At 57.3% G+C, this 25,449-nt stretch carries 27 protein-coding genes; 24 read left to right on the forward strand and 3 right to left on the reverse strand.

The window, feature by feature from the left end; all coding sequences use genetic code 11:
• Positions 1 to 61: 61 nt before the first annotated feature.
• The 4 genes from QCE79_RS34590 to QCE79_RS34605 all read left to right on the forward strand — a co-directional run bounded on the left by QCE79_RS34590 (position 62) and on the right by QCE79_RS34605 (position 5,472).
• Positions 62 to 619, forward strand: coding sequence for a type 4 pilus major pilin (locus QCE79_RS34590; protein ID WP_309852322.1), 558 nt, complete (start codon positions 62 to 64; stop codon positions 617 to 619).
• Positions 620 to 636: 17 nt separating this feature from the next.
• Positions 637 to 1,587: an ATPase, T2SS/T4P/T4SS family gene (locus QCE79_RS34595; protein ID WP_309852325.1), complete on the forward strand. Its 951-nt coding sequence runs from the start codon at positions 637 to 639 to the stop codon at positions 1,585 to 1,587.
• Positions 1,563 to 3,077 carry a shufflon system plasmid conjugative transfer pilus tip adhesin PilV gene (gene pilV, locus QCE79_RS34600; protein WP_309852329.1) on the forward strand — a complete coding sequence of 505 codons (1,515 nt, stop codon included), beginning with the start codon at positions 1,563 to 1,565 and terminating at the stop codon, positions 3,075 to 3,077. The genes QCE79_RS34595 and pilV overlap by 25 nt, the downstream gene beginning before the upstream one ends.
• 478 nt (positions 3,078 to 3,555) lie before the next feature.
• Positions 3,556 to 5,472: an acyltransferase family protein gene (locus QCE79_RS34605; protein WP_309852332.1), complete on the forward strand. Its 1,917-nt coding sequence runs from the start codon at positions 3,556 to 3,558 to the stop codon at positions 5,470 to 5,472.
• A 66-nt stretch (positions 5,473 to 5,538) separates the two neighbouring features.
• Here QCE79_RS34605 and QCE79_RS34610 read toward each other — a convergent pair whose 3' ends face one another.
• The 3 genes from QCE79_RS34610 to QCE79_RS34620 all read right to left on the reverse strand — a co-directional run bounded on the left by QCE79_RS34610 (position 5,539) and on the right by QCE79_RS34620 (position 7,761).
• On the reverse strand, positions 5,539 to 6,387 hold the full coding sequence (locus QCE79_RS34610; protein ID WP_309852335.1) for a hypothetical protein: 849 nt from the start codon (positions 6,385 to 6,387) through the stop codon (positions 5,539 to 5,541).
• Positions 6,388 to 6,475: 88 nt separating this feature from the next.
• Positions 6,476 to 6,919 (reverse strand): type IV pilus biogenesis protein PilM, encoded by a 444-nt coding sequence (gene pilM, locus QCE79_RS34615; protein ID WP_309852338.1) that lies wholly within the window; start codon positions 6,917 to 6,919, stop codon positions 6,476 to 6,478.
• Between the two features lie 14 nt (positions 6,920 to 6,933).
• Positions 6,934 to 7,761 (reverse strand): TcpQ domain-containing protein, encoded by an 828-nt coding sequence (locus tag QCE79_RS34620; RefSeq protein WP_309852341.1) that lies wholly within the window; start codon positions 7,759 to 7,761, stop codon positions 6,934 to 6,936.
• A 34-nt stretch (positions 7,762 to 7,795) separates the two neighbouring features.
• Between QCE79_RS34620 and QCE79_RS34625 the strand changes: the two genes are divergently transcribed.
• From QCE79_RS34625 to QCE79_RS34720, 20 genes are all read left to right on the forward strand, one after another.
• On the forward strand, positions 7,796 to 8,029 hold the full coding sequence (locus QCE79_RS34625; protein ID WP_309852343.1) for a hypothetical protein: 234 nt from the start codon (positions 7,796 to 7,798) through the stop codon (positions 8,027 to 8,029).
• 93 nt (positions 8,030 to 8,122) lie between these two features.
• On the forward strand, positions 8,123 to 9,199 hold the full coding sequence (locus QCE79_RS34630; protein WP_309852345.1) for an ATPase, T2SS/T4P/T4SS family: 1,077 nt from the start codon (positions 8,123 to 8,125) through the stop codon (positions 9,197 to 9,199).
• 23 nt (positions 9,200 to 9,222) lie between these two features.
• A complete protein-coding gene (locus QCE79_RS34635) occupies positions 9,223 to 9,660 on the forward strand; it encodes a TrbC/VirB2 family protein (protein ID WP_309852349.1) in 438 nt (145 codons plus the stop codon).
• 12 nt (positions 9,661 to 9,672) lie between these two features.
• Positions 9,673 to 10,005, forward strand: coding sequence for a VirB3 family type IV secretion system protein (locus QCE79_RS34640; protein WP_309852352.1), 333 nt, complete (start codon positions 9,673 to 9,675; stop codon positions 10,003 to 10,005).
• A gap of 11 nt (positions 10,006 to 10,016) precedes the next feature.
• A complete protein-coding gene (locus QCE79_RS34645) occupies positions 10,017 to 12,605 on the forward strand; it encodes a transporter (protein ID WP_309852354.1) in 2,589 nt (862 codons plus the stop codon).
• Positions 12,606 to 12,676: 71 nt separating this feature from the next.
• Positions 12,677 to 12,853: a hypothetical protein gene (locus QCE79_RS34650; RefSeq protein WP_309852356.1), complete on the forward strand. Its 177-nt coding sequence runs from the start codon at positions 12,677 to 12,679 to the stop codon at positions 12,851 to 12,853.
• A gap of 7 nt (positions 12,854 to 12,860) precedes the next feature.
• Positions 12,861 to 13,457 (forward strand): hypothetical protein, encoded by a 597-nt coding sequence (locus QCE79_RS34655; RefSeq protein ID WP_309852359.1) that lies wholly within the window; start codon positions 12,861 to 12,863, stop codon positions 13,455 to 13,457.
• Positions 13,458 to 14,198 carry a P-type conjugative transfer protein TrbJ gene (gene trbJ, locus QCE79_RS34660; RefSeq protein WP_309852362.1) on the forward strand — a complete coding sequence of 247 codons (741 nt, stop codon included), beginning with the start codon at positions 13,458 to 13,460 and terminating at the stop codon, positions 14,196 to 14,198.
• A gap of 7 nt (positions 14,199 to 14,205) precedes the next feature.
• Positions 14,206 to 14,412: a hypothetical protein gene (locus QCE79_RS34665; RefSeq protein WP_309852365.1), complete on the forward strand. Its 207-nt coding sequence runs from the start codon at positions 14,206 to 14,208 to the stop codon at positions 14,410 to 14,412.
• 18 nt (positions 14,413 to 14,430) lie between these two features.
• Positions 14,431 to 16,389, forward strand: coding sequence for a P-type conjugative transfer protein TrbL (gene trbL, locus QCE79_RS34670; RefSeq protein WP_309852368.1), 1,959 nt, complete (start codon positions 14,431 to 14,433; stop codon positions 16,387 to 16,389).
• Between the two features lie 26 nt (positions 16,390 to 16,415).
• A complete protein-coding gene (locus QCE79_RS34675) occupies positions 16,416 to 17,156 on the forward strand; it encodes a type IV secretion system protein (protein WP_309852372.1) in 741 nt (246 codons plus the stop codon).
• Positions 17,157 to 17,191: 35 nt separating this feature from the next.
• Positions 17,192 to 18,082, forward strand: coding sequence for a P-type conjugative transfer protein TrbG (gene trbG, locus QCE79_RS34680; protein ID WP_309852373.1), 891 nt, complete (start codon positions 17,192 to 17,194; stop codon positions 18,080 to 18,082).
• A gap of 38 nt (positions 18,083 to 18,120) precedes the next feature.
• On the forward strand, positions 18,121 to 19,509 hold the full coding sequence (locus QCE79_RS34685; protein ID WP_309852376.1) for a TrbI/VirB10 family protein: 1,389 nt from the start codon (positions 18,121 to 18,123) through the stop codon (positions 19,507 to 19,509).
• Positions 19,510 to 19,763: 254 nt separating this feature from the next.
• Positions 19,764 to 20,390 (forward strand): hypothetical protein, encoded by a 627-nt coding sequence (locus tag QCE79_RS34690; protein ID WP_309852379.1) that lies wholly within the window; start codon positions 19,764 to 19,766, stop codon positions 20,388 to 20,390.
• A 174-nt stretch (positions 20,391 to 20,564) separates the two neighbouring features.
• Positions 20,565 to 20,960 carry a hypothetical protein gene (locus tag QCE79_RS34695; RefSeq protein WP_309852381.1) on the forward strand — a complete coding sequence of 132 codons (396 nt, stop codon included), beginning with the start codon at positions 20,565 to 20,567 and terminating at the stop codon, positions 20,958 to 20,960.
• A gap of 24 nt (positions 20,961 to 20,984) precedes the next feature.
• The gene (locus QCE79_RS34700; protein ID WP_309852386.1) at positions 20,985 to 21,731 is read left to right on the forward strand and encodes a ParA family protein; all 747 of its coding nucleotides are present in this window, start codon (positions 20,985 to 20,987) and stop codon (positions 21,729 to 21,731) included.
• Positions 21,732 to 21,742: 11 nt separating this feature from the next.
• Positions 21,743 to 22,855 (forward strand): ParB/RepB/Spo0J family partition protein, encoded by a 1,113-nt coding sequence (locus QCE79_RS34705; protein WP_309852389.1) that lies wholly within the window; start codon positions 21,743 to 21,745, stop codon positions 22,853 to 22,855.
• Positions 22,856 to 22,919: 64 nt separating this feature from the next.
• Positions 22,920 to 24,212: a helicase HerA domain-containing protein gene (locus QCE79_RS34710; protein WP_309852392.1), complete on the forward strand. Its 1,293-nt coding sequence runs from the start codon at positions 22,920 to 22,922 to the stop codon at positions 24,210 to 24,212.
• A gap of 306 nt (positions 24,213 to 24,518) precedes the next feature.
• Positions 24,519 to 24,794 carry a hypothetical protein gene (locus tag QCE79_RS34715; RefSeq protein ID WP_309852395.1) on the forward strand — a complete coding sequence of 92 codons (276 nt, stop codon included), beginning with the start codon at positions 24,519 to 24,521 and terminating at the stop codon, positions 24,792 to 24,794.
• Between the two features lie 45 nt (positions 24,795 to 24,839).
• Complete coding sequence (locus QCE79_RS34720; protein ID WP_309852399.1) at positions 24,840 to 25,361, forward strand: TrfB-related DNA-binding protein; 522 nt, start codon at positions 24,840 to 24,842, stop codon at positions 25,359 to 25,361.
• Positions 25,362 to 25,449: the final 88 nt, after the last annotated feature.

The following is a 25,449-nucleotide window of genomic DNA, read 5'->3' on the forward strand; positions in this document are numbered from 1 at the left end:
GTCTGCTACGTCGATATAGTGATATATTTAAATCAAATTCCAACGTAGGAAATTTTCGACCATGAAGACCATTCAAAACCAGAAGCCCGCTTTGAAACAAGGCGCTCGCCTCGCTCGTCAGGCTGGCGTGCTGTCGATCGAAATGATCATCGTGCTGGGGATCGTCGCGCTGATTCTGCTCGGTGTTGCTGGCCGCGTCGCGGTGTCGTTCCTGTCGAATGACAACACAGCCGAGTTGTCGAATATCACTGCGATCTACACAGCGGTGAAAGACACGAAGACGACCGTGGGTTACGGCACTTCAGGCACTGATCTTTCGTCGGTCGTGATCGCAGGCGGCAAGCTGCCGACGAACATCCCCGTCAACGGTACGACCATCTCGAACCAGTTCGGCGGCACGTACACCCTGAAGAGTACGGGGCAGGGCTTCACGATGGCTGACTCGAGTATCCCGCAGAAGAACTGCGTCAAGATCGTTTCGAGCGCAACGCAGGGCGGGCAGTTCGCGACGACGACCGTGAATTCCGGTAGCGCTTATTCCGGCCCGATGTCTGCGGCAGACGCGCAGACCGCATGCAATGCGACCACAAACACGGTCACTTTCGCGAGCACGTACTAACCCTTGGGGGCGGGGCAGTGGAACGTCTTAATGCGACCCGTTTTGTCGACCTCTATATCGTCAACGAGACGATGAGCCAGATATCGGGTCTTGAAGGAAATCCCGCGTTACAGCTTGCTCCATCGTATCTGTTGGATGACATCGCAGAAGTCCGCGCGAAGTGCGAGCACCTTTACCGCGCGAAGCGGAACCCGGAGTTTTATCTTACCTTCGGGACCGTTTCTTATCGCGTGACGGCGCTCGAAAGCATCAATCAGACCGTGTTCACGCTGCGTCAGACGAACGTGCCGCGCGCAGCGGCGGACTTGGGTTTGGGTGACGCTGTGCTCGGCGCGCTTCTTCAGGAGAACCTTCGAGGACTTGTGCTTGTCTGCGGCGAGCGCGCGGTAGGCAAGACGAGCACTGCTGCATCCGTTTTTGTCGAGCGCATCAAGATGTACGGCGGGCTGGGGCTGGCGATCGAAGACCCTCCAGAAATGAAAATGGAAGGGCCGCACGGAAAGGGGTTCGTGTTGCAAGTATGGGCCGATCCCCAAAAGGGCGGGTATCCGGAGCAGATGCGGCGCGGTACGCGAAGCGGGGCAGAGTCGATATTTCTAGGCGAGATTCGCGACGGCATTACTTCGTCGGAAGCGTGTCGCGCGGGCATCGACGGTCAGCTAGTTGTTTCGACGGGGCATGGCGGGTCACCTATCGAGGGGCTTGAGCGTATCCACGCACTCGCATCGCAGAACGAACGCGCAGCCTCCCAGCTTCTCGCTGACGGTGTGGCATTGGTTGTTTGGCAGACGCTCGAACCGGTGTTGATCGCCGGTAGCCATAAAAAGCGTGCTCGAACGAAGATGCTCCGCGTCAAAGGCAATAGCAGTGTGCAGGCGAAGATTCGCGAGGGCAAATTCAGTGCTCTGGTACAGGACTTAGATCAGCAGTCGAATGCGGCTGCGTGGACTACGGCGGCAATCAAATAATGTTCAAGCGACAAGCAGCGCGCCGACAACGGGGCGTGATATCCATCGAAGCGGCCATCGTCTCGGCGCTGGTAGGTTTGACGCTCGCTGGGATCGGGGGATGGGTCAAGTACGACGGCGATTTCAAGAACGATCGCATGGCGGCAGACAATCTCGCGCTGGTCTTGCAAGGTGCGCAGAGTTGGTTCAACGCGAACACTGCAACGATTGCGGCGGCGGCGAACCCATCGGTCAACTATGCGTACAACGTGTGGTCCGGCTCGATACCGGGGAACGCAGCGAACAGCTTTTCCTCGACCAACATCTACGGGCAGACGTACACGATGCGCGTGTACAAGGAGCCGAGTGGGCAGTTGGACATGATGGTCGTGACGTTGGGCGGATCGACTATTCCGGACGGAAGCCTAACCCGTATCTCGAAGATGCTTGGGGGCGCGGGTGGGTATGTCTCGAACGCGGCTCCGGGCGTAGTTCAGAATGCTGCGGCGGGTTGGTCGATGCCAGTAGCAAATATCGGCGGCTCACCGGGCGTCGGCCACCTTGCGGCAGCGGCATTTTTCGCGAACGCGGCACAGGCGAACGACTATCTGTACCGTCACCAGGTGAGCGGCCATCCGGAAGTCAACCAGATGTCCACGACGCTGGACATGAACAAAAACAGCGTCACCAACGCGGCCGGCGTCTCGGTTGTGAGCAACGCCGGACAGGACGCCGCGGTGACGATGAACACCTCCAAGATTCTCGACAACGGCGGAAACCTATACGCCCGCACGAACGGCAATCTCTACGTACAGAACGTTGCCGGAAGCGCATGGGCGCCAATGACGACGGGCGCACAAACGCAAGTTGGTGATCAGCTGGTGTACGGAAGCCGGCACGCCACGGGTAACGACACGGTCGACGGCTTCCAGCAGGTAAATGGTAGTCAGCAGGTCAATGGGAATTCGACTACTATCGGCAGCCAGCAAATTAACGGGAACCAACAGGTCAACGGTCAGATCACTACATACGGCAGCATCAACTTGATGACCAACGGCGCATCGGTGTACAACCCGAACACGATGTATCTGTCCGCTGGTCAAAATCTCTACCTGAACCCGTTCGGCGGCAATCGCGTCGTCGTTGGCGGTGGTGGCGGCAATGGACAGCTTGAAACGACAGGCCGATTGTTTGTCGATGAATACTTGCAGCCGGGTGTTGCGTCGGCAGGTGCTGCTTGCGATACGCCTGGCCTCGTTGGTCGCGACGGCAACGGCTCTCTTTTCTGTAATGGTGGGCGCTGGCAATCAGCGTCAGCGGTGCCTTCCGGAACGACGTGCGGCGGGGTAACGATCAACGGAAACAACGGGCGTCCGAACGATCCCGCAAGCACCGAGGTTCCATGCATGGGCGTTGCGTTCTGGCAAAACGGCGTATGTCCGTCCGGCTTCTACTACGCATCGGTTTTTGCCGCGAGTGCTCTCTGGCATTACACCTGTATCAAGAGTTAGCACTTTTCTCCTAGTCTCTCAGGTTCTGGCACGGCCCTCGGAAATGGCCAGAACTTTTCAGCCACGCCCAGCGTGGCTTTTTTTTTCCTGCAACGGAGAGAACAGTTATGCGAGTTTCAAGAGTTACGCTGGCGATCGTTGGGACGATCTTTGGCATCACGATGGCGAGCCTCGCTTGCGCACACACCCAAGAGTGGTACGCGGATCATCTGACTGATGCGAAAGCAATGCAGTCGCAGTGCATGAAGCGGCTGAAGGATAACTTGCAACTGTCCACGGATGAGATGGATGAATGTCGTAGAGCTTCCGGCGCGGTGCTTCATTCGGGGACATTCACACCAAGCAAGCCCAAGTCGTATTGATGGCCGGGATAAAATGGCGAACTTTGCGGGCCGCAGCGATTGCTTCCGAGTACGTTGCGGTGGCACGACAACGAGATTGTGGCGCTCGGCGCGAGCTGGGCGATGCACCAAGGCGCATGGAATTTAGAAGAGATATAAACGGGCTGCGAGCCATCGCGGTTATTTCGGTAGTTTTCTTTCACTTCGGTGTCAGGTTTTTCGACGGCGGATATGTCGGTGTCGACGTGTTCTTCGTCATCTCGGGTTTTCTGCTGACTTCGATCGCGCATAGGCGCATTCAGGCGGGGCAGTTTTCTCCCGTGCAGTTCCTGTTGAACCGGCTGCGCAGAATCTATCCTGCGCTGCTGGTAACGGTCATCGCTTGCTGCTCGTGGGCTGCGCTCTCGTACCTGCCGGATGATTTCAGCCGGCTCGTGCGGAACGGAACGGCGTCCCTTCTTTTTCGCTCAAATTACGCGTTCCTTAGCGATGTCGGCGGATACTTCGCGCCCGACGCTCGAGCAAATATCTTCCTCCATACATGGTCTCTGGCTGTTGAATCCCAGTTCTACCTGCTGTTCGCGTTCACCTGTGCGCTCTTCTGGCCGAGTGCTGGCAGGGGCCGGAAAACAGCTGGGTGGGTCGCCTTCGGCGTCCTGGCGGTGGTGTCGCTTGCGTGGTGCATTGCACGCACACCCGCGCATCAGGCAAGCACGTTCTACATGCTGTGGGGGCGGGCATGGGAGTTCATGGCAGGTTCTGTCGCGGCGCTTATTGCCACGCGGCCGGCGCGGAAGACCGCCAGTCTACTGTCGGTCGTCGGTGCGGTGCTTCTTCTGGCTGCTGTTCTCGGGTTTCACGGGGACGACGCCTATCCGGGATGGCGTGCGGTTCTTCCGGTCGCCGGCACTGCGCTGATGATCTATGCTGGGGAAGGCGTTGTAGCGCGCGTGCTTTCGTCGTGGCCGCTGCAATTCCTTGGTTCGGCGTCGTACTCGATTTACCTGTGGCATTGGCCAATATTGGTCGGCTTCCGTGAGCGGACAGGGGCCGAACCGACAGGGTGGCAAATTGCGACACTTATTGCGGCCTCGGTCATCGTCGGTTGGGTGTCGTATTTGCTGGTGGAGCAGCCGAGTCGCAAGCGACTTCGCAACACGGCGATTGGCGCTGTGTTCGTGCTTAGTGTTGGCGCAGGCTTCGGTTTCACCGCTGTGCTGAACAAGACGGAGGGATTGCAGGGCCGTCTTCCGTCGTACCTCCGTGCTGCGTCCGATGCGATGAAGAGCGATGCGCCGCGCGCGTACTGCATGCGAGACGTGGACGGCACGAAACACACACCCGGTGATTTCTGCACTTTGGGCGGAATGCCGGCGAATGAGCATCCAGTGATGATGCTGTGGGGTGACTCGTTCGCGAACATGATCCAGCCAGTGGTGGATAGAGTATCGGCGGAAACTCACACGCCTGGCATCGTCGCGACCCTCGGGGGGTGTCCTCCCTTCAAGGGGAAGGTATTTCCCGGATCGGGGGCTGAAGTTTTTCCGGGCTGCGAGCATTACGCGAATTTCGCCTTCGACTACTTCATGCGGACGCCGTCGATCAAACTCGTGGTCGTGGCTGGTGACTGGCAAAGGTACGAGCCGACATACGAGGGTGGGGTTCTGAAAGACATAGCGAGCACTCTGGCGACGCGCGGAGGGCGACTGGTGCTGGTCAAGGCCGTGCCGAATCCGCGGGGCGATGGTCCGCGCGTTTGGGCACGAGCTCAATTCGCCGCTGGCCATGAGATTTCACAAATGTCGGTGCCTCGCGCGGGACAGGCTGACATCGAGGAACGTGGAAAGCAGATCGCTCGCCTGCCGCTAGAGGTGGGTAATGTAACGACAGTCGATCCTTTTGAAGCGCTTTGCAGCAGCATCGAATGCTTCACGGTGAAGGGGGGCGTCGGTCTGTTCAAAGACACAGACCATCTGAGCCAAAACGGTGTCAAAGCGATGGCGCCACTGCTAGCGAACGCGATACGCAAGCAGGTCGACGCGATCGGCAAATAAAAAAAGCCCCGCATTTGCGGGGCTTTCGTTTGCGGCTGTCTTTCGACTGGGCTGCAATTCCTTCCGTTAGACCGGCTTCGTGCAGGACAGGACGACAAGCCCATTGATATCGCCGCTGGTGGGTGCGCTCGCACCGTATGCAACCGCGATCAGCGGAGCGTTCACGTCCGACCCCATGACACGAGTGATAAACGTCGTGCCGCTACCCGATGTCATTCCATTGACGGCCGCATTCGCGCCCGTGAAAGCGTAGGACTGGTCCGAGCCAATCGTGACGTTGACCGCGAGGTTCGTGAGCGTCAGCGTCGTCAGGTCGAGAGTTGCGGTTGCAGAGTTCACCGTCCCTTGCCCGATGTTGCCATTCACGGCGGTGGGCGCGGTATTGAAGTAGCGGGTGCAGTTCAGCGTTCCCGTGCCGGCCGTAAGCGTGAGCGGGTTGCCGATTGCATAGGGCGCACCTTGATTCACGTTGTACGTGCCACCGCTGGAGTCGCTGGACTTGCTCCACCGCCCGACCGAGATGAAGCCGCCATATCCGTTCACGTCTGCGATGACGCCGGGTTGATTCAGCGTGACCGATGCCGTATCGGAACCGGCGATCGTCGTGTATCCGCCCGTCTGTGCATAGGTGGCGAACGATGCGATCGGCGCTTCTGCCGTGTTGTAGAGCGTGCCTCCCTGCGGCAAACCGTTGGCGCTAAGCGTGCTCGGCGCGAAGAGCACCGCGAGCTTACCGCCCACACCGGTGACGACCGGGGCCGTGCCTTGCACTTGATACGGAAGCGCACCGGGGGGATTTGCCGGTTGGGTCGGGTTCGACGCCGTCGAGTCGCCACCGCCACCGCCGCCGCCGCACGCGGAGAGAACGAGGGCCGCGACGAGGGCGGGGATAGCTTTGAGAGCGTCTTTGTACATGCCGTGACTCCAAGTAAGTAATTTAAATAAATCAGACGACCACACACGCAGTATGTACCCAGTGGGTACTGGTGTCAACCACTTTAGATCAATTTGTTACGACAACGCTGTTTGCCGGTATTGCAGTCGGCAGCGCGATGGGTGTCTGTCCGTAGGTCGTCGGACCGACGAGCGTTCCGTTCGTATTGACGCCCACGGTCAGGGAGTAGATCGTGTTGTTGGCGAGGTAGCCGATGAGGCCGGCTGGTGGCGCTGTGTTGTAGACGTAAGCTTTCCCGTTCGCGATGTAGCTTTGAACGCTTGAGCCATGAGAAAACCAGGTCGGGACGGGAACGCTGGTATCACTGATGACGCCCGTGAAGCTTGGATTCGCCGCCGCATAAATTTTCAGAAAGCCAAAGTAGGCGTGCATGTTGTCGCCCGTTGCGGTCGCCTCGGCGGTCGCCTGATACTTGCCCACGTTCTGCAAGACGTTGCTCGCGTAGCTCGTTAGGATGCCCGCAGCGATAATAAGGACCATCAACATCTGCATCGCACGCTCTCCTTTCAGTGCTGAGCGTCTACAACGGCGATCGTGCGCTGTGCCTTCGACACTTTGAAGTCCAGTCCTGGGACTGCCTGTGCGATCTGCGCGAGCACTTGCAGGAATGTCCCGTTGAAATTGGACGTGTACGTGATCTGATACGGCATCGAGGCGGACCACGTCGGCTTCGTGTATCCGGCCTGTTGCGCCCAATCTTCGAGGTTCTCGCGTAGCGTGCGATTTGCGGTGAGCGTCCACGAACGGGACGCATCAGCAGCCGCGACAATCTGCGGCTGCGCGGATATCTGTGCGACGGGGTACGCGGGCTGGGCGGTCGCGATAGGTCCGCCCACGATTGGCGCAGCGGGCGTCACGACTTGTTGAGCACTGGTAGCGGAGGGCTGGGCCGCGAGCGTGCCGGGTTGGCCGTTCAGAAACTCGTTCATAAGCCGAATCGCATCGTCGCCCGAGATGATTTTCGCTTGAGCCATCGCCATGATGCGTCGGGCGAAGTCCATTCGTTCTCGATCAGTGAGTGCTGCGCCTTGCTGGTGTTGGTTCGGCTGCGGCGATGTCGGAAGCATCGCAGGCGCGGTCGCAACGGTGGCAAGCGCCGGGGGGGTGCGCGGCATCGAGCGCGTCGTGATCTGGACGTCCGTGTCGGCGGAATCGTCGTCGGGATCGATTTCCGTATAGACATCAACCTTGGCGTCGGGGACTCCGTGAGCCGTAAGCCACTCTTTGACAGTGGCAACGCGCCGCTTTGCATTAGCCATCAAAGCCCTGTTCTTGGCATAGGCGGTCAGGTTTATGGTGTCCGCCGCAACCACGTCGGACGCCAGACCGTCCAAGGTCGCCTTGCCGCCACGCGAAAAATGCGTCCCGATGAACGAAATCGTTGTTGTTGATTCCCGCTTCGGTCCTTGCGGATTCGCTGCGGTGATGGCCGGGGCGTCGTCGTTGACGACAAAAGCCGCGTTGGCGCTGGCTGCTGTGCCAAGCGCGATTGCCGCGACCGCAATCTTCAGTTTCGTGTTCATAGCTCTCTCACTAGAAAAAGAGTCGGATTTCCAACGTCAGAAGTGGAAAATTTCGGCTTTGAAAAACAACTTAATATGATGATATCATTGTGGTACATTAAAGTCTCATAGAAATTTAGCTTTGGTGAGGCGCGGTTGGGTCGTAAAAACGCCGCCTTGGAGCGCGACAGATATGCAACGAGCGACAGGAATTTCCAGCGACGGACAGCCGCCGAGTTTGCAGCAGCAGTCCTACGAGCGAATGCTTCAGGGTCTGCGGCGCGACTTTGGGGTTTGCATGACAGAGTTCGAGAATCCGCTTTTGCAGGAACTGATGCTTAATCCGGATGGGCGTATCTGGCGTGAGGTCGCAGGGAAAGGCATGTCCGACACTGGATTGCGCATGTCGCCAGTCGAGGGTGAGCACCTGTTCAGCAGTCTTGCCGGCATCCTTGAAACAGAGGTGCGCGCGAGCCGGCCGATTCTCGAATGCGAATTGCCGCTGAATGGGTGGCGCTTTGAAGGGTTGGTGTGGCCGATCGTTGACGGGCCGAGTTTTTCGATTCGAGTGCCGAACGCTCTTGGGCTGACGCTCGCGGATTTGGAATCGCGCGGCGTGCTGACGGACGTGAATGATCCATACAACCGGGCACGGGTGGAGCGCGCGGGGTTTGTCGATTTGGCGAAGGGTAAGAGCCATCGAGAAATCATCGAGCTTGCCGTGAAGCTTCGAAAGAACATTCTCATCATCGGCGGGACGGGTTCCGGCAAGACGACGTTGCTCAATGCGATCACTCACGCGATTGCGACGATGACGCCTGAGCACCGCATCATCATCATCGAAGATACCCGCGAGGTTCAGTGCGCCGCGCCGAATGTCGTCCAGATGCGGACCAATCTCGAACTGGCGGACGTGGATATGACGCGGTTGCTCAAAGCGTCTCTACGCCTTCGGCCCGACCGGATCATCGCGGGCGAAGTGCGAGACAAGTCTGCGCTGGCGCTGCTGAAGATGTGGAATACGGGGCATCCAGGCGGTCTGGCGACGGTCCACGCCGATAGCTGTGAAGGTGGTTTGACCCGCCTCGAGCAAATGATTGAAGAGAACCCCGGCATCCGTGCGAACAAGCACGTAATCGCTGAGGCGATCGACTTGTGTGTGTTCATCGGAAAGGAATCGGATCATCAGGCAGGGCGGAAGATTCGCCAACTGGCAATCGTAGAAGCATATGACAGGCAATCGGGCAGGTACGTGCTTCACAACGTGTAGTAATTTAATTTTTGGAGAATGGTATGACTTTCAAGATTTCGCTGTCGGGCGTTTTCTCTGCCGTGCGTGCGCGCGTGGCACGTAACGGCGCGCATTTCGTTCGCGGCGCTCGCGCTGTGGCGACCCGCAAGTTCTGGCGTCGACATGTCACGCTTCCGCGTGTGTGGACGGCACTCGTGTTGGGTGGCTACGCTGGTCTGGCGTGCGCTCAATCGGCCGCGCCGTGGGAGGGTGGTCTTTGCGGCGTGGCCGGGTGGTTCAAAGGTCCGACGATGCTCGCGGTCGGCACGATCGCATTCGGCGCCGCAGCTGGGGGCTTCGTCTTCGGAGAAGAGATGACCGGCATCATGAAGAAGGTTTCGAACATCACGATGGCAGTCTGCCTCGCGGTCGGCGGTAGCGCGTTCCTTGGATGGGTGGCGGTCAAGGCAGGCGCGACAACGTCGTCGTGTGGCTCGTAAAGGCGCGCGGGAATGGCTGACCATCGCAGCGAGCTAACCCAGGTCACTATCCACGCCTCTGGCGTTCGCACGCTCAATTTCATGGGCGGCGATCGCCGGCTGGTCTTGGGTGGCGCGTTTTTTAGCCTCTACTTGGCGTTCATGCTCAGCATGAGATACGGCGCTTGGTATGGCGTGCCGGCTTCGGTCGTGGTGTGGGGTCTGTGGATCGCGCTGATGCGTCGTCTCGCGGTCTTTGACCCTCAATGGCTCGACGTAGTGCGTCGGCATCGCAAGTACAGGGCGATCTACCCAGCACGCGGGCGCTTTAATGCGCCGACGCCGATATACAAAGATTTTAAGTAAGGTGCGACCAAATGAATGGCTTCTGGATTTGCGTCGGCGCGGCTGTGATCGGCGTCTTCTGGTATGCGCTGCTCGCCGGACGCGCCGGCATGCAGAAAGAGTACCGCGATGAGGCGCAGGGACTTGCCGATCTTCTGCGTTATGCGCGACCAATCGAACCCGGCATCATGCTCGGTAAAGGTGGCGAGCTAATTGCCGGGTTTTTCTATCGTGGCACGGACACCGAATCTGCCAGCAATGGCGAATTGGAGTCCATCGCCGCACGTTGTAACGATGCAATGCGTCGGCTAGGGTCCGGGTGGATGGTTCATATCGACGCGAACCGCGCATGGGCGATCGGCTACCCTGAGCAGGGGGATTTTCAAGCGCCAGTAGCGAAGCTGATGGACGAAGAAAGACAGGCGCAATACAACCAAGAGGGTGCTCATTTCGAGAGCGGGTACGCGATGATCTTCACGTACCTCCCGCCTGTCCAGTTGCAAAGTCAGGCTACGGCGCTCATGTTTGAGAGAAGTGAGGATCTGCGATCGAGCAAGGTGTCGGTGCAAGATCAGCTGCTAGGCCGGTATAAGGAATCGCTGAGCGAATTGCAGGCGCAGCTTGGGACCATCTTCGAAGGAATCACCCGGATGGGTGAACAGGTGTCCGAGAGCGCCGCCGATGGCTCGATGGTCGTGATCGACCACTTGGCGAGCTACATTCACTACTGCGTCACCGGTTTGAATCAGCACATCCTCAAACCGAAAGCGGGCGTCTTCTACGATGCCATTATCGGTAGTCAGGACTTCGTCGGCGGCAACCATCCACGCGTCGGGAACAAGCATCTGCGGTGCCTCGCGATCGAAGGGTTTCCGGCCGCAAGTTATCCGGGAATGCTCACCGCGCTCAATTCGCTGCCCGTCGCGTATCGCTGGAATACCCGGTTCATTTTCATGGACCCGGAAGAAGGCAAGGGAACGCTCAATCGGCTGCGTAAGAAGTGGCGTCAGAAGGTTCGCGGGATCAAAGACCAGGCGGCGAATACCACGACAGGCGCAATCGACCACGACGCATTGGAGATGGAGCACGACGCGCAGACCGCGATGAGCGAGGCGGGGTCCGGGCTGGTTCGCTATGGGCATTACACGAGCGTCGTCGTCCTTATGGACGATGATCTGGTTCGGCTGAAACAGAGCGTCGAAGATTGCGCGACGCTTATCCGCAACCTTGGTTTTCCGGTTCGAGTTGAGGAACTGAATGCAGTCGAAGCCTACCTTGGCACGTTGCCCGGACACGGATATGAGAACGTGCGGCGACCGATCTTGCATTCGCTGAACCTCGCGCATCTGATCCCGACTACGGCGACGTGGCCGGGGCTTGCGAAAAACCCGTGCCCGTTTTTTCCGCCCGACAGCCCGCCGTTGCTGATGGCCAAGACAACGGGTAATGCGCCGTTTCGCTTCAACATGCACGTTGACGATGTCGGACACACGCTGATGATGGGGCCAACCGGCGCTGGCAAGTCCACGCATCTCGAACTGATTGAGGCGGCGTTCCTCCGCTATCCGAACGCACGAGTGCGGAAGTTCGAGAAGGGCTATTCGTCGTTTGTCCTCTGCAATGCCGTTGGCGGATCGTATTACGACATCGGTGGCGAACACGGCGGCGACCTCGCGTTCTGTCCGCTGCACGCGGTTGATAAGCGCTCTGAGCGCGCATGGGCTGAGGAATACATCGAGACGCTGTGCCGTCTGCAAGACTTCATAGTTTTGCCCGCACATCGAGCGCAAATCAGAGCAGGCTTGGAACTGTTGGCCGCAGCAGAACCAGACCGGCGCTCGATGACGGACTTCGTGCAAAAGGTGAACGACGCGGAAATTCGCGCTGCGCTGAAGCCGTACACAATGGGCGGCGGTAACGCGATGTTGGATGCGCCCGCTGACGATGTTCGTCTCAGTCGATTTGTCGTCTTCGAGATGGAGCACCTGATGGGGATGGGAGACAGAAAGGCCGTGCCGGTTCTGTTGTACCTCTTCCGCTGCGTCGAACGTGCGCTCGATGGATCGCCAACGCTTCTGGTTCTGGATGAGGCGTGGCTGATGCTGAGTCATCCGCTCTTTCAGGAAAAGATTCGCGAGTGGCTGAAAGTGCTACGAAAAGCCAACTGTTCGGTGCTGTTCGCAACCCAATCCGTTTCTGACGTTGGAAAAAGTGCGATCCGCGATGTCCTGTACGAAAGCTGCCAAACGAAGATTCTGCTGGCAAACCCCGAAGTCCGCGGCAACGAGGGCTCTGCGGATCAATACCGCGCGATCGGTTTGAACGAGCGGCAAATGGACATCGTCGGGCGAATGTCAAAAAAGCTCGACTACTACTATATGTCGCCGCTAGGCCGGAGAAAGTACCAGCTGGGCTTGGGGCCAGTCTGCCTCGCTTTTGTTGGCGCTTCCGGCAAGGAAGACGTGGCAATAGCACGCGGCCTGATCGAGCGGTACGGGGATCGGTGGACTGTCGAATGGCTTCGACACTGCAATCTCAATAAGGACTGGGGCCGGGGTCGGCTGACGAACTGGATCGCGCATCACGAGCAGAGACTTCAGCAATTACCGCGCGCTGCATGAATGATATTTTGATATCAATTATTCCTGTGATTGTGGTATAATAAAGTCATAGATAGAAAAAGGAGCAGATCATGACTCTATTCGTCGTTTTGTTTGTCCTGGCAGGCCCGATTCTCACGATCGTTGGTGGCGTGCTTGGCTACGCGATTGGATTGCCGCTGGCAGGTCTGTTCCTGATTGTGAAGGCTTTGGTGCGCAAGTTGGTTCGCGTAACCGTAAGTGCGTCCCGTCGTCAAACTCATGTCTGAGGTTCGAATGCGTCGTTTTGCCGTTGTTGCCGCGTTGGCTATTTGTCTCGCTGCAAACGCAAATGCCCAGCTTTCTACGCGTGCGAATCTGGTCGTGCAGAACATTCAGGTGTTCTGCCAAGGAACGCAGCCAATCGCGTCTCTCACACTCCCGGTCATGGCTGGCGATGGTGGCCGGCCGGGTTTGCTTTACATCGGAATGCATGACCCCTCGATGTCGAGTGCAGCATTTCTCGCGTCCGGTGGATGGACGGGGTATCAGGGTGGGTTGTTCCCGATCAATTCGATCGTCACCAGCCTCAATAACAAACAGCTTCTGATCCCTTTGCCTCCTGAACTCGCTGGTGGCGGATGGAAGCTCTACGTGGGTTATGGAGCGCTTTCGGCTGCTGCCGAAAATCAGGTTCAAATGGCTATCAACGCGATAACTGCTGCGAAGGCGATAAATGTGAACGCAGCAGTTGGCGCGGTCGATCCTAACAACTACCGTCGCACGCTTATTCAGTCCGATATGACGCAAGCGGGCAAGTACGGCTACGTCTATACCGGCGTGGAAAACAATCCCTATGTCTGCCAGCCGGATGCCGGTGGTGGAGGTCATTAAATGCAAATCTTGAACCGCACATTACTTACGGGCGCGCTTTTAGCCTTCGCGGTGAATGCTCACGCGGGCGCTGTTGCTGGGGCTACGGAGCCGACTCAGATCCTGAACAACATTCAGTTGACTGCGTCCTATGCCCAATTAGCGCAGCAGACGACGACTCAGATCAACCAGTACGAAGCAATGCTTCGAAACCTGATGACGTCGACTCCAAGTGAGTTGCTTGGGCAAGCGGCCGGTTCGTTGTGGAACGACAACAACATGACACAGACGTTCAAAAACTTGTCCACGATCGTCCAAGGTGGGCAGAAGGTTGCATACACGCTGCAAAACACCGACCAGCTTTTCCACAACCTGCATCCCGGCTATGGGTCGGCATTCGATTTTCAGAACGGCTATCGAAACTGGTCCGACAACACGTTGAACTCGGTGCAGAACGCGCTTTCACTGATGAACGCGCACGCTTCCAATTTCGCGAATGAGCAGTCGATGGTCAAGGAATTGCAGACACGTTCGCAGTCTGCGGTTGGGCAGATGCAGGTTCTCCAGGCAGGCAACGACATCGGTGTTGCTATGATCGGACAGATGCAGGAGTTGCGTCAGCTACAGGCGGCGCAAATTCAGCAACAGGGGGCTTATATCGCGGCTCAGCAGGACCGCGCCAATGTGGGCGATGCTGCTCTCGCGAAAGAGTTCGGATCATTAAATACGGGGCGGGTAAAAAACCTAACCCCTGCACAGTGAGAAAAGCATGAAAGCACTCTTGATGGCTACGGCCTTGATGATGCTGGCGGGCTGCAACCAAAGCTCACCTACGTCGAATGCAGACGCCGCGAGCGGAGCATCCGCGAAAAGCTCCTTGGACAAGGAGTTTGGCAACCTGAACACGGGCCGCGTGGTTCATAGCGGTGGGTCGGGCGACTGCGACGCGGCGTGCCAGTCGCGCATCAAGAAGTAGCATCTAGGAGAGTCTGTCGTGAACCCCATTGCCTTTCTGATTCCAACCGCGTGGCGAACGCGCAAGGGCGCGCGCTTCGTTAGCTTCGCGGTAATCGCCATGCTTTTGATGACTGCTGTGCTGTCGGCGCACGCGCAGTCGTCGGACACGTCGTTCTCACTTTTGAATGGCGTACAGGCGAAATTTCAGCCGCTTCAGTTGCAATGGGGTGCGAAAATCAAGGTCTACGCGGAGCGCTTGTTTTGGGCGCTCGCAGCGGTGGATTTCGGGTGGACGTGCATCACCTACATCATCGACAAAAACGACATTGCCGACATGCTCGGCAGTCTCATTCGAAAGATGATGACGATTTCGTTTTTCTTCATTCTGTTGAAAATGTCGGACACTTGGATTCCGATGATTATCAACTCGTTCACGCAGATCGGACAGGACGCGGCAGGCTCTGGCGCTTCTGCTACACCGGACCAGATTGTGTCGACGGGATGGTCTACCGCGCTCGCGATGTTTCAAGCTCTTCAGAACAAGGGAATGAGCGAAAAGATTGCTATGGCATTGCCCGTGACTGCGCTTTCGATCCTTTGCTTCTTGTCGTTTCTTTTCGTTGCGGTCCAACTGCTCGTGACCTTGATTGAAACGTACATCGCGATTGGTGCGGGAATCATCATGCTCGGGTTTGGCGGTTCGCGGTGGACCACGGACATGGCTTCCAAGTACATGCAGTACGCGGTCGCGACGGGCGTGAAACTGATGGTCATTTATCTGATTGTGGGAGCCGGTCAAAGCCTGTTTGACTCGACCACAATGATCGACGCCGATCAGTTCATTAAGAGTTGCATGACAGCTATGGGTGCGGGTTTTGTGTACGCGTATCTTGCGTTCCAAGTCCCTGCAATGGCGAGTGCAATGATGTCGGGCTCTCCGTCGATGACGGCGGGCGGGATGGCCGGCGCAGCTTTGACAGCCGGCGCGGCGATGGCCGGCGCGGGTGCCGCAGTCGCAGCTGGTGGTATGGGCGCAGCGAAGGGCGCTGGTGGCGCGGCTGCGGGGGCGACTGGTCTTGCAAAGGCGTTGAGTGCAGGCATCAATTCGGGTCTGGACTTGGGCAAGAGCGGAACGGCCGCCGTCGCGCACGGCCTCGGGCAAGTCGGCGCGCATGGGCTTGGCATGGCGTCTGGTTCCATTGGCGATGCGGTTGGCGGGGCGCGAAGCAACTTTGCGCAGTCGGTGGACAAATCGGCGGGTGGTAAGATCGCATCGAGCATCGAAGCTACGCGCGGCGGAAGCGTATCGGGAATCCCAGTTCCGCAGTCGTCAGCAGCGAACGTGGCGCCCGCATCGCAGTCTGCGGGTTCGCAAAGCGCGTCAAACGGCACGACGGCGACTTCAAGCTCGCCGCAATCGTCACCCACTGGCGACGCTGCATCAACGGGTGCCGCGGTGCCTGAAGCCACTGCGCACGCGGCAGAACCCGTCTCATCCAGTGTTGCAGGCGGTATTCCGGGTGCCGACTCAGCGGTTGGCAGCGTCGCTGGATCGTCCGCACAAGTCGCGCAGCCGCCGATCGCCGCACCGGGAGCGGCAGGCGCTGGGTCCGCTGCCCAAGCAGGCGCGGCTCAACCGGGTGTCTCTGCATCCAATGCAGGGGGAGCGACACCGAGTGCCGCAACGTCTTCGAGTCCTGCTCACTCGGCTGCTCCTGCGTCCGCGTCCGCTGGTTCGATGGGCAGTGGATCGAGCACGGCGACTCCGAGTCCGACGTCGACCACTTCTCAAATGGCTCCATCCTCTGCGCAAGCACCTGCTGGTGACGCATCGAACGCCTCGATTTCAAGCGATGGTCAGGCAGGGGGCAACGGGCCAGCATCGTCTCGCGATGATCCGCTTCATAAGCGTATTCAGGATCTGCAAGGCTATGTGCCGCAAGACAGTGCACACGCCGCAAGCGTGAATATCGACTTCAAACATACGCAAGACTGATATAGTTAAATTATTCGGAGTGACAAGTGTTTAACCGAAAAAAACGACTTGAAGATGACAGCGAGTTCACGCCTTCCGAGCCGGCAAAAGCCGGTAAATCGAAGGGTGAAAAGCCTTCGTCGCCTTTTCTTCGGCCTCAAGCTGGCGAGCAAGACGACCGTTATATGAACCTTGCGGTCGCGCGACACAACGACCGCGTCGAAAAGCGGATTCTGTACGCGCTCCTTGCGATGTCGATGGCGTTCAACGGCTATTACATGGTGTCGAGCAAGTTCATTCCGTATGTGGTGGAAACGGACAGAATCGGCAACATCATCAGCGTGGGACCGGCGGATCGTGCCAACCCGGTAGATAACAAGCGCGTCATTCGCGAGCAGATGATTAATTGGGTCGAGAATGCTCGGTTGATCGTTGGCGATCAGGCGGCTGGCAAGCGTTTTCAGAAGTGGGTCTATGCGCGAGTGCAGGAAGGGTCCGCTGCAAAGGCTGCGCTCGATCACTTCTACGTTGAGCGTCGGCCCTTCGAGACGGCGGCAGATCACACGGTAGACGCGCAAGTAACGCTGTGCCTTCCAGTGTCGGATAACACGTTCCAGATTGAATGGACGGAGACGTTGCACGCGCCGAATGGCACGGAGTTGGGTAAGGAGCGATGGAAGGGTGTCTTCACTTACAAGATCGTTCCTCTGAATACCGAAGCGGGTATCCGCGTGAACGGAGCAGGATTTTTTGTAACGGAATTCACCTGGTCGAAGGTGCTGGGGTGAGCTACGCGAGCAGAGCTAATAGGGAGTATTCGGGAATGAAAAAGTTGGTCGCAATGTTCGCCTTCGTGGCAATGAGCGTGAACGCATTCGCAGGGCAGCGATTTCTGACGTTGGAAGACGCTGCGGTCGCGCAGGCGAAAAAGTGGCAGCAGACGGGACAAGCGAAGCCGATCATTTCGGATGACGGTCGGATCATGTACCCGTTCGGCCAGTATTTGCCGAAGCTCACCTGTACGGTGATGCGTGTTTGCGATATCCAGCTGCAACCGGGCGAACTCGTGACTGGTAAGCCTGTCGCGGGGGATACGGCGCGGTGGATGATGAGCAAGCAAGTCTCGGGCGCTGGGGATAAGGCAATCACGCATGTGATCGTCAAGCCGACCGACACCAACATCCAAACTAATTTAATTATTACAACAGATCGCCGGACCTATCAGATTGAGCTTTCGTCGAGCGCGAACGAGAAAGACTATCTGAACATGATCGGGTTCTACTATCCGGAGGAAATCACTTCGGAATGGGACGAGTCGGCCAAGCTGAAGGCGCGCGAACAGAAAGCGCATGATTCTCTGGTCGCGGCCGAGTTGCCCGTTGGGGCTGCTGATCGGCTCGATTTTGACTATTCGATCGACGGCGGATCGGATGTGTCGTTCAAGCCGACACGTGTGTACAACGACGGTTTGAAGACCTACATTCAGTTGCCGGATGGGGTTCCGATGTCGGAAGCGCCCGTCCTGCTTTTGATCGACAAGGACAACAAGCCGGCGATCGTCAATTACCGCGCGAAGACTCCGACGCTGTACGAAGTGGACAAGCTGTTCGATAAGGCGATGCTCGTCCTCGGAACTGATGGCAACGAACAGAAAGTCACGATCACCTGGAACAAGCATAAGCGTAGCTTTTGGGCGCGCGTCGGGGGCAACTAACGATGGCGAATTCGTTCGATTCCCCTGATACCGTTCAGTTGAAGGGCAAGAGCACAGGCGTCACGCGTCTGTCGCGTAAGGCAAAACTGCTCATGATTTTTGGCGTGGTCGCTGTGGGCGGTTTCCTGCTGTTTTCCATCATGAGCATGGACAGCGGCGATAAGGCCACTCCATCGAGCGACGACGCTGAGGCCGCGGCAGAGAAGAAGGCGCAGTCGGTTGAACCGGCGACGCCTAATCTCCGCGGCATTGGTGACGGTCAGGTTGGCGTGATGGCCGCACAAGCGTCCGACCCGATCGGCGTCACGCCGTCTATCCCAGTTGGCGGCAGCAATGTAGGCGCCGTGAGCGTGCCTCCCGTTGGTGGTGCGTCGACCATCCCCGCCAAGGCGGATGGAAACGGGCAAGTCCCGCCTGTCCAATTGTCGAATGTGCAGAATGCGGGTCCGCATGGAGAGCAATATCAGACGCCCGAGGAAGCGGCGGCAGCACGGCGCAAGCAAGCTCTATTGGACGCGCGCAGCAAGGCAATAAGCGCGAGCATGGAAATGGGTGGCGGCGAGGGCGGGCTTGGTTCGCTCGGTGCGGCAGGGCTGGGTGGAACCGTTCCCGCGATCGGCGGAAACAACCCGCTTAATTCCGCGCTCACTGCCGCCGCTCAAGCGGCCCAAGCTGCCGCAGCTGGTGGTGGAGCACAGAGTCCGATCGGTGGTTACGGTCAGCAGCAAGACGACCAGAACAAGCAGATTCGCAAGGAGGGTTTTTTGAAGGCGAGTCAGTCTGCTCCCGACAACGACGTATTGAAGGAGCTAGTGAAGCCGGCGATGTCGCCATTCCAGCTGATGGCCGGAACGATCATTCCGGGCGCGCTGGAGTGCGGGCTGAATTCCGACTTGCCGGGACAGACTTGCGCACGCGTGACGGAAAACGTGTTCGACTCTGCAACTGGCCGTTATTTGCTGATTCCCCAAGGGTCCAAGATGCTTGGCACTTATGATAGCCAAGTGGCATACGGACAGGAGCGGACGTTGGTGGTTTGGAATCGCCTGATTTTTCCGGATGGAAGCTCGATCAACATCCAAGGCATGCCAGGCGAAGACAACGCGGGTAATGCGGGCTTCGATGCGAACGTGAACAACCATTACGCGAAGGTCTTCGGAAGCGCGCTACTGATGGCGGCATTCTCGGCTGGAATCTCGGTGTCGCAGAAGCAAAGCACAGGGGCTTATGGAACGTTGAGTAACCAGCAAACCATTACGCAATCGGTCGGGCAGCAACTCGGCCAGACTGGCGAAGCGTACATCCAGAAGGGTATGAATATTCAACCCACGCTCACAAATGCGCCGGGTTACCGGTTCAAGATCGTTGCGACGAAAGACATCATCTTTCCGGGTGCCTACGTACCGCGTCCGGCGACTGTGCAGTGAGTTAGGGGTGGGTAGGAAAGGGGCAAAGGACCGCGAACGCGGTCTTTTTGCTTTTCCAACGTCAGAAATTGCGAAATGGCCTGCCGATTGCTCGATCGGCCCCTGTCAAAGTGACGCGGGAACTACGATATGTATTGTTTATCACATCGGTACAACTTTATGATTTGGCAAACACATTGTTGTCCCATAAGATACTCATATATTGATGGCTTGAATTTCTGATACGCTGAATGCAGGACACGGACACTCTCCCTATGACTACAAGAAAGAGCACGACCGCGCGACCAACGCGAGCGAAGAGTGCCGCACGGCCTGCGACCGGGGTGAAGCGCGGGCCGACCAAGCCGGCCGCCAAGGCTAAGTTGTCTGCCTCGGGGCAGGGCGCGGTGAAATCGCTGGAAAAAAAGCAGACGGTGGCAAAGGCTGAGCATAAACCCCTCGATCTTGAGGAAACCGCCACTGAAACGCGGCCGGTTGGCGCTCGCGGTGGTCGGATCGGCCGTCCTAAGACGCGTCTCGAAGACCTTCAAGCAGTCCCGACGCGATGCCCTGCGCATATCTATACTTACCTGAAAGGCATCTCTCCTTTCTTGTACGCTTCGCTCACCGCGATGTTTGAGGACATGATTGGGCGGTTCCTGACTGAGCAGCCTTGGGAACATGGGCTGCACTGGCGCAAGCCCAAGACTGCCATGACGTATGCGAATGGCACGACGGGAACAACAGGGTGGTCGCAAGTCAACATTCAACTCACGCCCGAACTGAAAGAGCGTGTGACCAACACAGCGGAGATGTGCGGCGTCTCTAATGCGTGTCTCTGCTACACGGCCATATTTTGGTGGGTCCAGTTCATTTATCCCCCTTCCAAAATGGTCAAATAGTCACGCGGTGTGACCCTAATTAACTATGCCTTTTTGTTTTGGTTGAGCATTTCAAACGTCAGAAAAGGCCGCTCGTGCGGCCTTTTTTTCATCCACCATCTAATATAAATAATTCACGTATTGCGAGCGACGTGCTATCGCGATATCATTGCTACATGCTACACAGGGGTAAAAATGACCAATGTAAAAGAGCAGAAACAACAAGTCTTCATCAGGCTCCCTCTCCCGGTGAAAGACTGGTTGTTCTCGGAAGCGCTTGCGGCATCGGACAGTCAACGAAAGACGAAAACGGTGCCTTCGGTGGTCATCGACAAGCTGGTGGAAGCGAGTGATGAGGCCATGTGTGAGCATGGCGAAGAACTGGATTCGGCGGCGAAAGCTGAGAAAGATTCGCTTTGCATCCGAATCCCCGTATCGCTCTACGACCGCCTGTTCTCGGAGTCGATGAACCTAAGTAAATTGCGGCGTGTGAGCTTAACTGTCCCGTCGCTCGTTGTTGAGAAATTGAGGCGCCTGCATCTCCAGGCACAAGCAGCCAAGCCGCAGTCCAGCGCTTCGACGGTGGACTGAGATAAAACGGGAAAAAGCGTAAAAATGCCGAAGCTGATCACAGTTGGGAACCTCAAGGGTGGTGTAGGGAAAACCACTGTCGCATGTCACCTCGGTTTCGCCGCTGCGGAGGCTGGGCACTCTGTATTGGTGGTCGACTTCGATGGTCAAGGAAATGCCTCGCAGGTTTTTTCTCACAACCTGATGATCAACAACGATCGCGGCGGGGCTGAACTCTTGTTCGAGAACGGTCCGTTGCCCTACAGAGATTCCGCGATCAGCAATTTGAAGCTCCTGCACGGACATTTGCACCTAGACGAAATCGACAAGCGGGGCGACGAAATTTTGGCGCTCGCGATCAAGCTCCGTGCGAAGATTCGTGCTTTGCCGTTTGACTACGTGATCTTCGATACGCCGACCGCGCTCGGACCGCGCGTCGCCAGTCCGCTTTTCTGGTCGGATACGGTGGTACTGACGGTCGAGCCACTTCAGTCGGCAGTCGTAGCACTGGAGAACACGTTTAAGACCATCCGAGACGTTCAGCGTGTGAACAAAGCGCTGCATGTCCAGATCGTCATCAATCAGTTCCGAAAGTCGAAGTCACAAGACGCGCTCCGGGGCGCACTGAAAGAGAAGTTTGGTCGGTTGATCGCAGAAGAGTTTGGTATGCGAACAGCGGTGGCAGATGCAATGGAGAACAACCTTCCAGTGTGGAAGTACGCGAAGCGGAACAAGAAGCTCGGACAGCATTGGAAGTCCTTTTCCGACCGTATTTTGGATGTGACCGCCTAAGGAACAGAAGCATGGGAACGCTCGATTTTTTGAAGAACCTGGAAGCTCCAACGGCGCAGGTCGTCAGCATCGACATCGACCAGATTGAGCCGGATGCGAAGCAGCCTCGAACTCGGTTCCGGCCTGTCGACGGCAATATTGATGAGGCGACGCTGGCGAAGCTCGAAGAGTTGGCAGACGACATCGCCGCTGTGGGTTTGACGCAGCCGATCATCGTGCGCGAGCTTGCCGATGGTCGCTACAGCATCATCGCTGGCGAACGTCGTTGGCGAGCATTCTGTTTCAACCGTGATCGCGGCACGCCCGACTCGCAAGCTATTCCTGCGATTGTCCGTCAGGACTTGGTCGCCTCGAAACTGCGTCTCGTGCAACTTTCGGAAAACCTCCAGCGCGATGATCTGACTGATCTGGAAGTTGCTCAGTTTCTGCGCGACACTCTCGAAGACAATCCCGAACTCCAGAAGCAGGAACTGGCCAAGGTAATGAACAAAAGCAGTCAGTTCATTTCCCGCGTGCTTGCGCTGCTCGATCCGAAGTGGTCGGATGTAGTGGACTCGGGATTGATCACTTACGCCTCGCTGCTTGAACAGTTCCGCCCGCTCCCGCCTGAAGTACAGGAGCAGCTAAAAGCAAAGGCTCGCGCAGAAGGTCGTCCGCTCACGTCCGGCGATATCCGCTCGGCCAAGGACTTGTCCAAGGGCCAGCAGAAAGCCCCGCCGCAGCCGACTGGGGTAGCCGGGGTGAACGCGGAACTCGCGGCAAAAGTGGAAGAGTTGATTGCGGCACAGGCGCCTGAAAACGAGAATTACACGCCGAGTGCGGCAGCAAAAGCGGCGCCGGCAACGCGCGAGCGTATCAAGGATAGTGGCGGGGATGCGGTGATCCCGTCAGGCACGGGTGTTCTCAGTGCCGTTGCACAGCAAAAGCGCGAGGCAAAGCTCACGTTGCATCAACTCGCAACGATGATCAATAACGGGGCGCTCCCGGATCTGTCGCATACCGTGTCGCTGTCGCTGCCGGTCGATGAGATGAAGCAGTCGATTACTGCGCTCGGCGGGAAGTTGCCGGAAGACGATAGCCAACTTCCGACGGTGCTCGCTGCGACCATCAACAAACTCTCCTGAACGACGAACGGGCAAAGCAAGCCCGTTCTTTTCGTCCCAAGTAATTAAAAAAAAGGAGTTAGCCTTGCGTATCAGCTGGGGCAAAAATCTTGTCAACGGGTCAGAGCTTGTTTGGGAACCCGGCCGCATCGCGAATCCGCACATCGGCGTGTTCGCAGATAGCGGCATGGGCAAGACAACGATGCTGCGGCGTATCGTCAAGGCGATGACGGAGAGTGGTAACGCCCGCGTCCGATTCCATGTCTTCGACGGTCACGGCGACGTCGATATCGAAAACGCCTCATCGGTCACGTTTCACGAATCGTCGGACTTTGGTTTTAATCCGCTGGAGTTGAGTGCAGACCCTGAATTCGGCGGGGTGCGTAAGCGCATTCAATCACTCATCATGGCACTTAACCAAACGTCGGTGAGGTTGGGGCCCCGGCAAGAACGCGCGCTGACACGCCTTCTCGTGGCGCTGTATCGCCGCGAGGGCTTCCTGATGGATGACCACACGACGTGGGCTGCGGACCCGGCCAACGGAAGGCGCTATCCGACATTGCTGGATGCCATCGAGTACGGACGTGAGCGCATCAAGATCGTCGCGACAGGGTCCAGTCAGCGGGCTGTGAACGCCCTGCAGGACGTGTTCAAAGCAGCGAAGCAGATTCGCATCAAGGAAGCCGCATTGTCGCGCCCAGGTGGTGACGATGAGGTCGTGGCCAAGTTGGAGAAGGAACTGGAGTCCGCTCGTGCTCGCGCGATCGACTCATTCACGGAGGCTGTTTCCACCGCATACACCGGTGACGAATTCGATGACGCACTGGACGCAGACGGGCAACGAGAAACTTTGGAGTCCGTGATTGACCGATTAGAGAATCTCTACCAAATCGGCATCTATCGGAGTACACCGCCGCCGTTAGATACTCGCGCTCGCGTTTGGCGCTACATCATTAAGTCTTTGAGCCGCGATGAAAAGAAGTTGTTCACGCTCACGCGGTTAGAAACCATCTTCACACGCGCCATCGCGCGGGGCGTTACCAGCGAACTGATGGATATCTGCGTGCTTGATGAGGCGCACTGGTATATCGATGGGTCGGACGACTCTGTCATCAATCGCATGGTGCGGGAAGGGCGTAAGTTTGGCTTATGTATGATATTTGCCACTCAAGCTCCGTCAGATTTTGCCGATATCCTCATGGGTAACCTTGGCACAAAGTTGTTGTTGGGACTGGATCACACCAACAGTTCTTATGTCGTTCGGAAGCTCGGGTTCAGTGAGGCGAAGCTGAAATCAATCGTTCCTCATCGCCGTGTCCTAGTACAGATGAAGGGCGTGGGCGAACTCAACGCGGAGCCAACGCTTGTCGCTGTTTAGGACAATCAGCTAAACAATATATTTATTTAGCTGTAATGTTACAAAATGTTTGTAGCTGTAACGAGTCCTTACGGGCTCAATGCCGGAGCAGTTTTTAAATAAGCGCTTGTATTTGTAGTTGCAATCGTTAGCTGCTGTGGGGCAATGTCCCGCCCGCTTCCAACGTCAGAAGCGGAGCGTGACCAGGTAAAGGGTGGATCGTCTAAAAGTAAATAGCGACAACTCTTTACTTACTGTTAAGTTCGCGTATCATGTCGCTCAAGGGTGACGTGTGGATAGACCAGTTCTGCTCATTGGGGGTTTGTAATGTTTAAGGGTTCGTCGTCGTCGTTGATGGTTATGGATGCCGCTGTCTTCGCGCAGGAAGGTCACTACGTTCCGCCCGCCGATAAGGTGGTCGCACCGGAAGTTCTGGCGCAAGTGTTTGCAGACAAGCCGTTGCCGTTTCCGACTAACGCCGATGGTTCGGCGGATATGACGACTTACATGCAGTGGTTGAGCGCGACATGGGACGCTGGAATGGCAGCGTTTGACGAGATGTCGGAGCTTCAAATGCCGATGGCGAAGACCGCCAACGCGTAAAGAGTAGTATATAGTTCCGTGTGATACCCATTCACGGATTGACGTATGACTGATCAGGAATTCGCGGACCTCGTTCGTGATACCAAATTGACCCAAGCAAGCCGCGAAGCGGCTCGTTTGGTTCTCGTCGGCAACATGAAGCCTGTCGACGCAGCAAACGAGGCCGGCATCTCGAAGCAGCGCCTCAGCCAAATTCTCACTGTGGTTCGCACGGCGGACGAAAAGCGCATTGAAGCGCAACGAGTCAGCACGCCGACGTTCTCTGATTCGGTCGCGGCTGTGGAGGCGAGCTACGCTGTGGCCGTCAAATCAGCGCGTGATCTTTTTGGCGACGACACTCTCATCCAAACACCTAATCCGAACGGTCGAGCGGTCGGCGAAATTGTCGGCCGTACCGATTTCCATACGGTCCAAGCTGTGGGCCGCGGAGCGGTCGTTATTCATGACCTCGCAAAGCTCGATCGCGCGCCGGCTGTTGGTCGAAACGTCGCGATTGACTATTCGAAGGGCGCGGGTATCGTTTCCGACCGCAGCAAGGAGCATGACCGCGGCGGCGTCACCCGCTGATCAGTTCGGGCGATCTTCCGGTTGGTCGCATCTAACGTCGTTTTGAACCGGTTATTCCGCGTTACAGTGATTTAATATAATCATCAGG

Source organism: Caballeronia sp. LZ003, assembly GCF_031451465.1.
Classification (GTDB): Bacteria; Pseudomonadota; Gammaproteobacteria; order Burkholderiales; family Burkholderiaceae; genus Caballeronia.

Bases quoted from the DNA above. Each gene is read 5' to 3' on its own strand.
- QCE79_RS34650 (WP_309852356.1), top strand. From the start codon at position 12,677: ATGACTCTATTCGTCGTTTTGTTTGTCCTGGCAGGCCCGATTCTCACG.
- trbJ (WP_309852362.1), top strand. From the start codon at position 13,458: ATGCAAATCTTGAACCGCACATTACTTACGGGCGCGCTTTTAGCCTTC.
- QCE79_RS34610 (WP_309852335.1), bottom strand. From the start codon at position 6,387: ATGTACAAAGACGCTCTCAAAGCTATCCCCGCCCTCGTCGCGGCCCTC.
- pilM (WP_309852338.1), bottom strand. From the start codon at position 6,919: ATGCAGATGTTGATGGTCCTTATTATCGCTGCGGGCATCCTAACGAGC.
- QCE79_RS34625 (WP_309852343.1), top strand. From the start codon at position 7,796: ATGAACGAAATCGTTGTTGTTGATTCCCGCTTCGGTCCTTGCGGATTC.
- QCE79_RS34705 (WP_309852389.1), top strand. From the start codon at position 21,743: ATGGGAACGCTCGATTTTTTGAAGAACCTGGAAGCTCCAACGGCGCAG.
- QCE79_RS34655 (WP_309852359.1), top strand. From the start codon at position 12,861: ATGCGTCGTTTTGCCGTTGTTGCCGCGTTGGCTATTTGTCTCGCTGCA.
- QCE79_RS34695 (WP_309852381.1), top strand. From the start codon at position 20,565: ATGACCAATGTAAAAGAGCAGAAACAACAAGTCTTCATCAGGCTCCCT.
- QCE79_RS34630 (WP_309852345.1), top strand. From the start codon at position 8,123: ATGCAACGAGCGACAGGAATTTCCAGCGACGGACAGCCGCCGAGTTTG.
- QCE79_RS34665 (WP_309852365.1), top strand. From the start codon at position 14,206: ATGAAAGCACTCTTGATGGCTACGGCCTTGATGATGCTGGCGGGCTGC.
- QCE79_RS34700 (WP_309852386.1), top strand. From the start codon at position 20,985: ATGCCGAAGCTGATCACAGTTGGGAACCTCAAGGGTGGTGTAGGGAAA.
- QCE79_RS34715 (WP_309852395.1), top strand. From the start codon at position 24,519: ATGTTTAAGGGTTCGTCGTCGTCGTTGATGGTTATGGATGCCGCTGTC.
- QCE79_RS34590 (WP_309852322.1), top strand. From the start codon at position 62: ATGAAGACCATTCAAAACCAGAAGCCCGCTTTGAAACAAGGCGCTCGC.
- QCE79_RS34635 (WP_309852349.1), top strand. From the start codon at position 9,223: ATGACTTTCAAGATTTCGCTGTCGGGCGTTTTCTCTGCCGTGCGTGCG.
- QCE79_RS34645 (WP_309852354.1), top strand. From the start codon at position 10,017: ATGAATGGCTTCTGGATTTGCGTCGGCGCGGCTGTGATCGGCGTCTTC.
- QCE79_RS34720 (WP_309852399.1), top strand. From the start codon at position 24,840: ATGACTGATCAGGAATTCGCGGACCTCGTTCGTGATACCAAATTGACC.
- QCE79_RS34640 (WP_309852352.1), top strand. From the start codon at position 9,673: ATGGCTGACCATCGCAGCGAGCTAACCCAGGTCACTATCCACGCCTCT.
- trbG (WP_309852373.1), top strand. From the start codon at position 17,192: ATGAAAAAGTTGGTCGCAATGTTCGCCTTCGTGGCAATGAGCGTGAAC.
- QCE79_RS34690 (WP_309852379.1), top strand. From the start codon at position 19,764: ATGACTACAAGAAAGAGCACGACCGCGCGACCAACGCGAGCGAAGAGT.
- QCE79_RS34605 (WP_309852332.1), top strand. From the start codon at position 3,556: ATGGAATTTAGAAGAGATATAAACGGGCTGCGAGCCATCGCGGTTATT.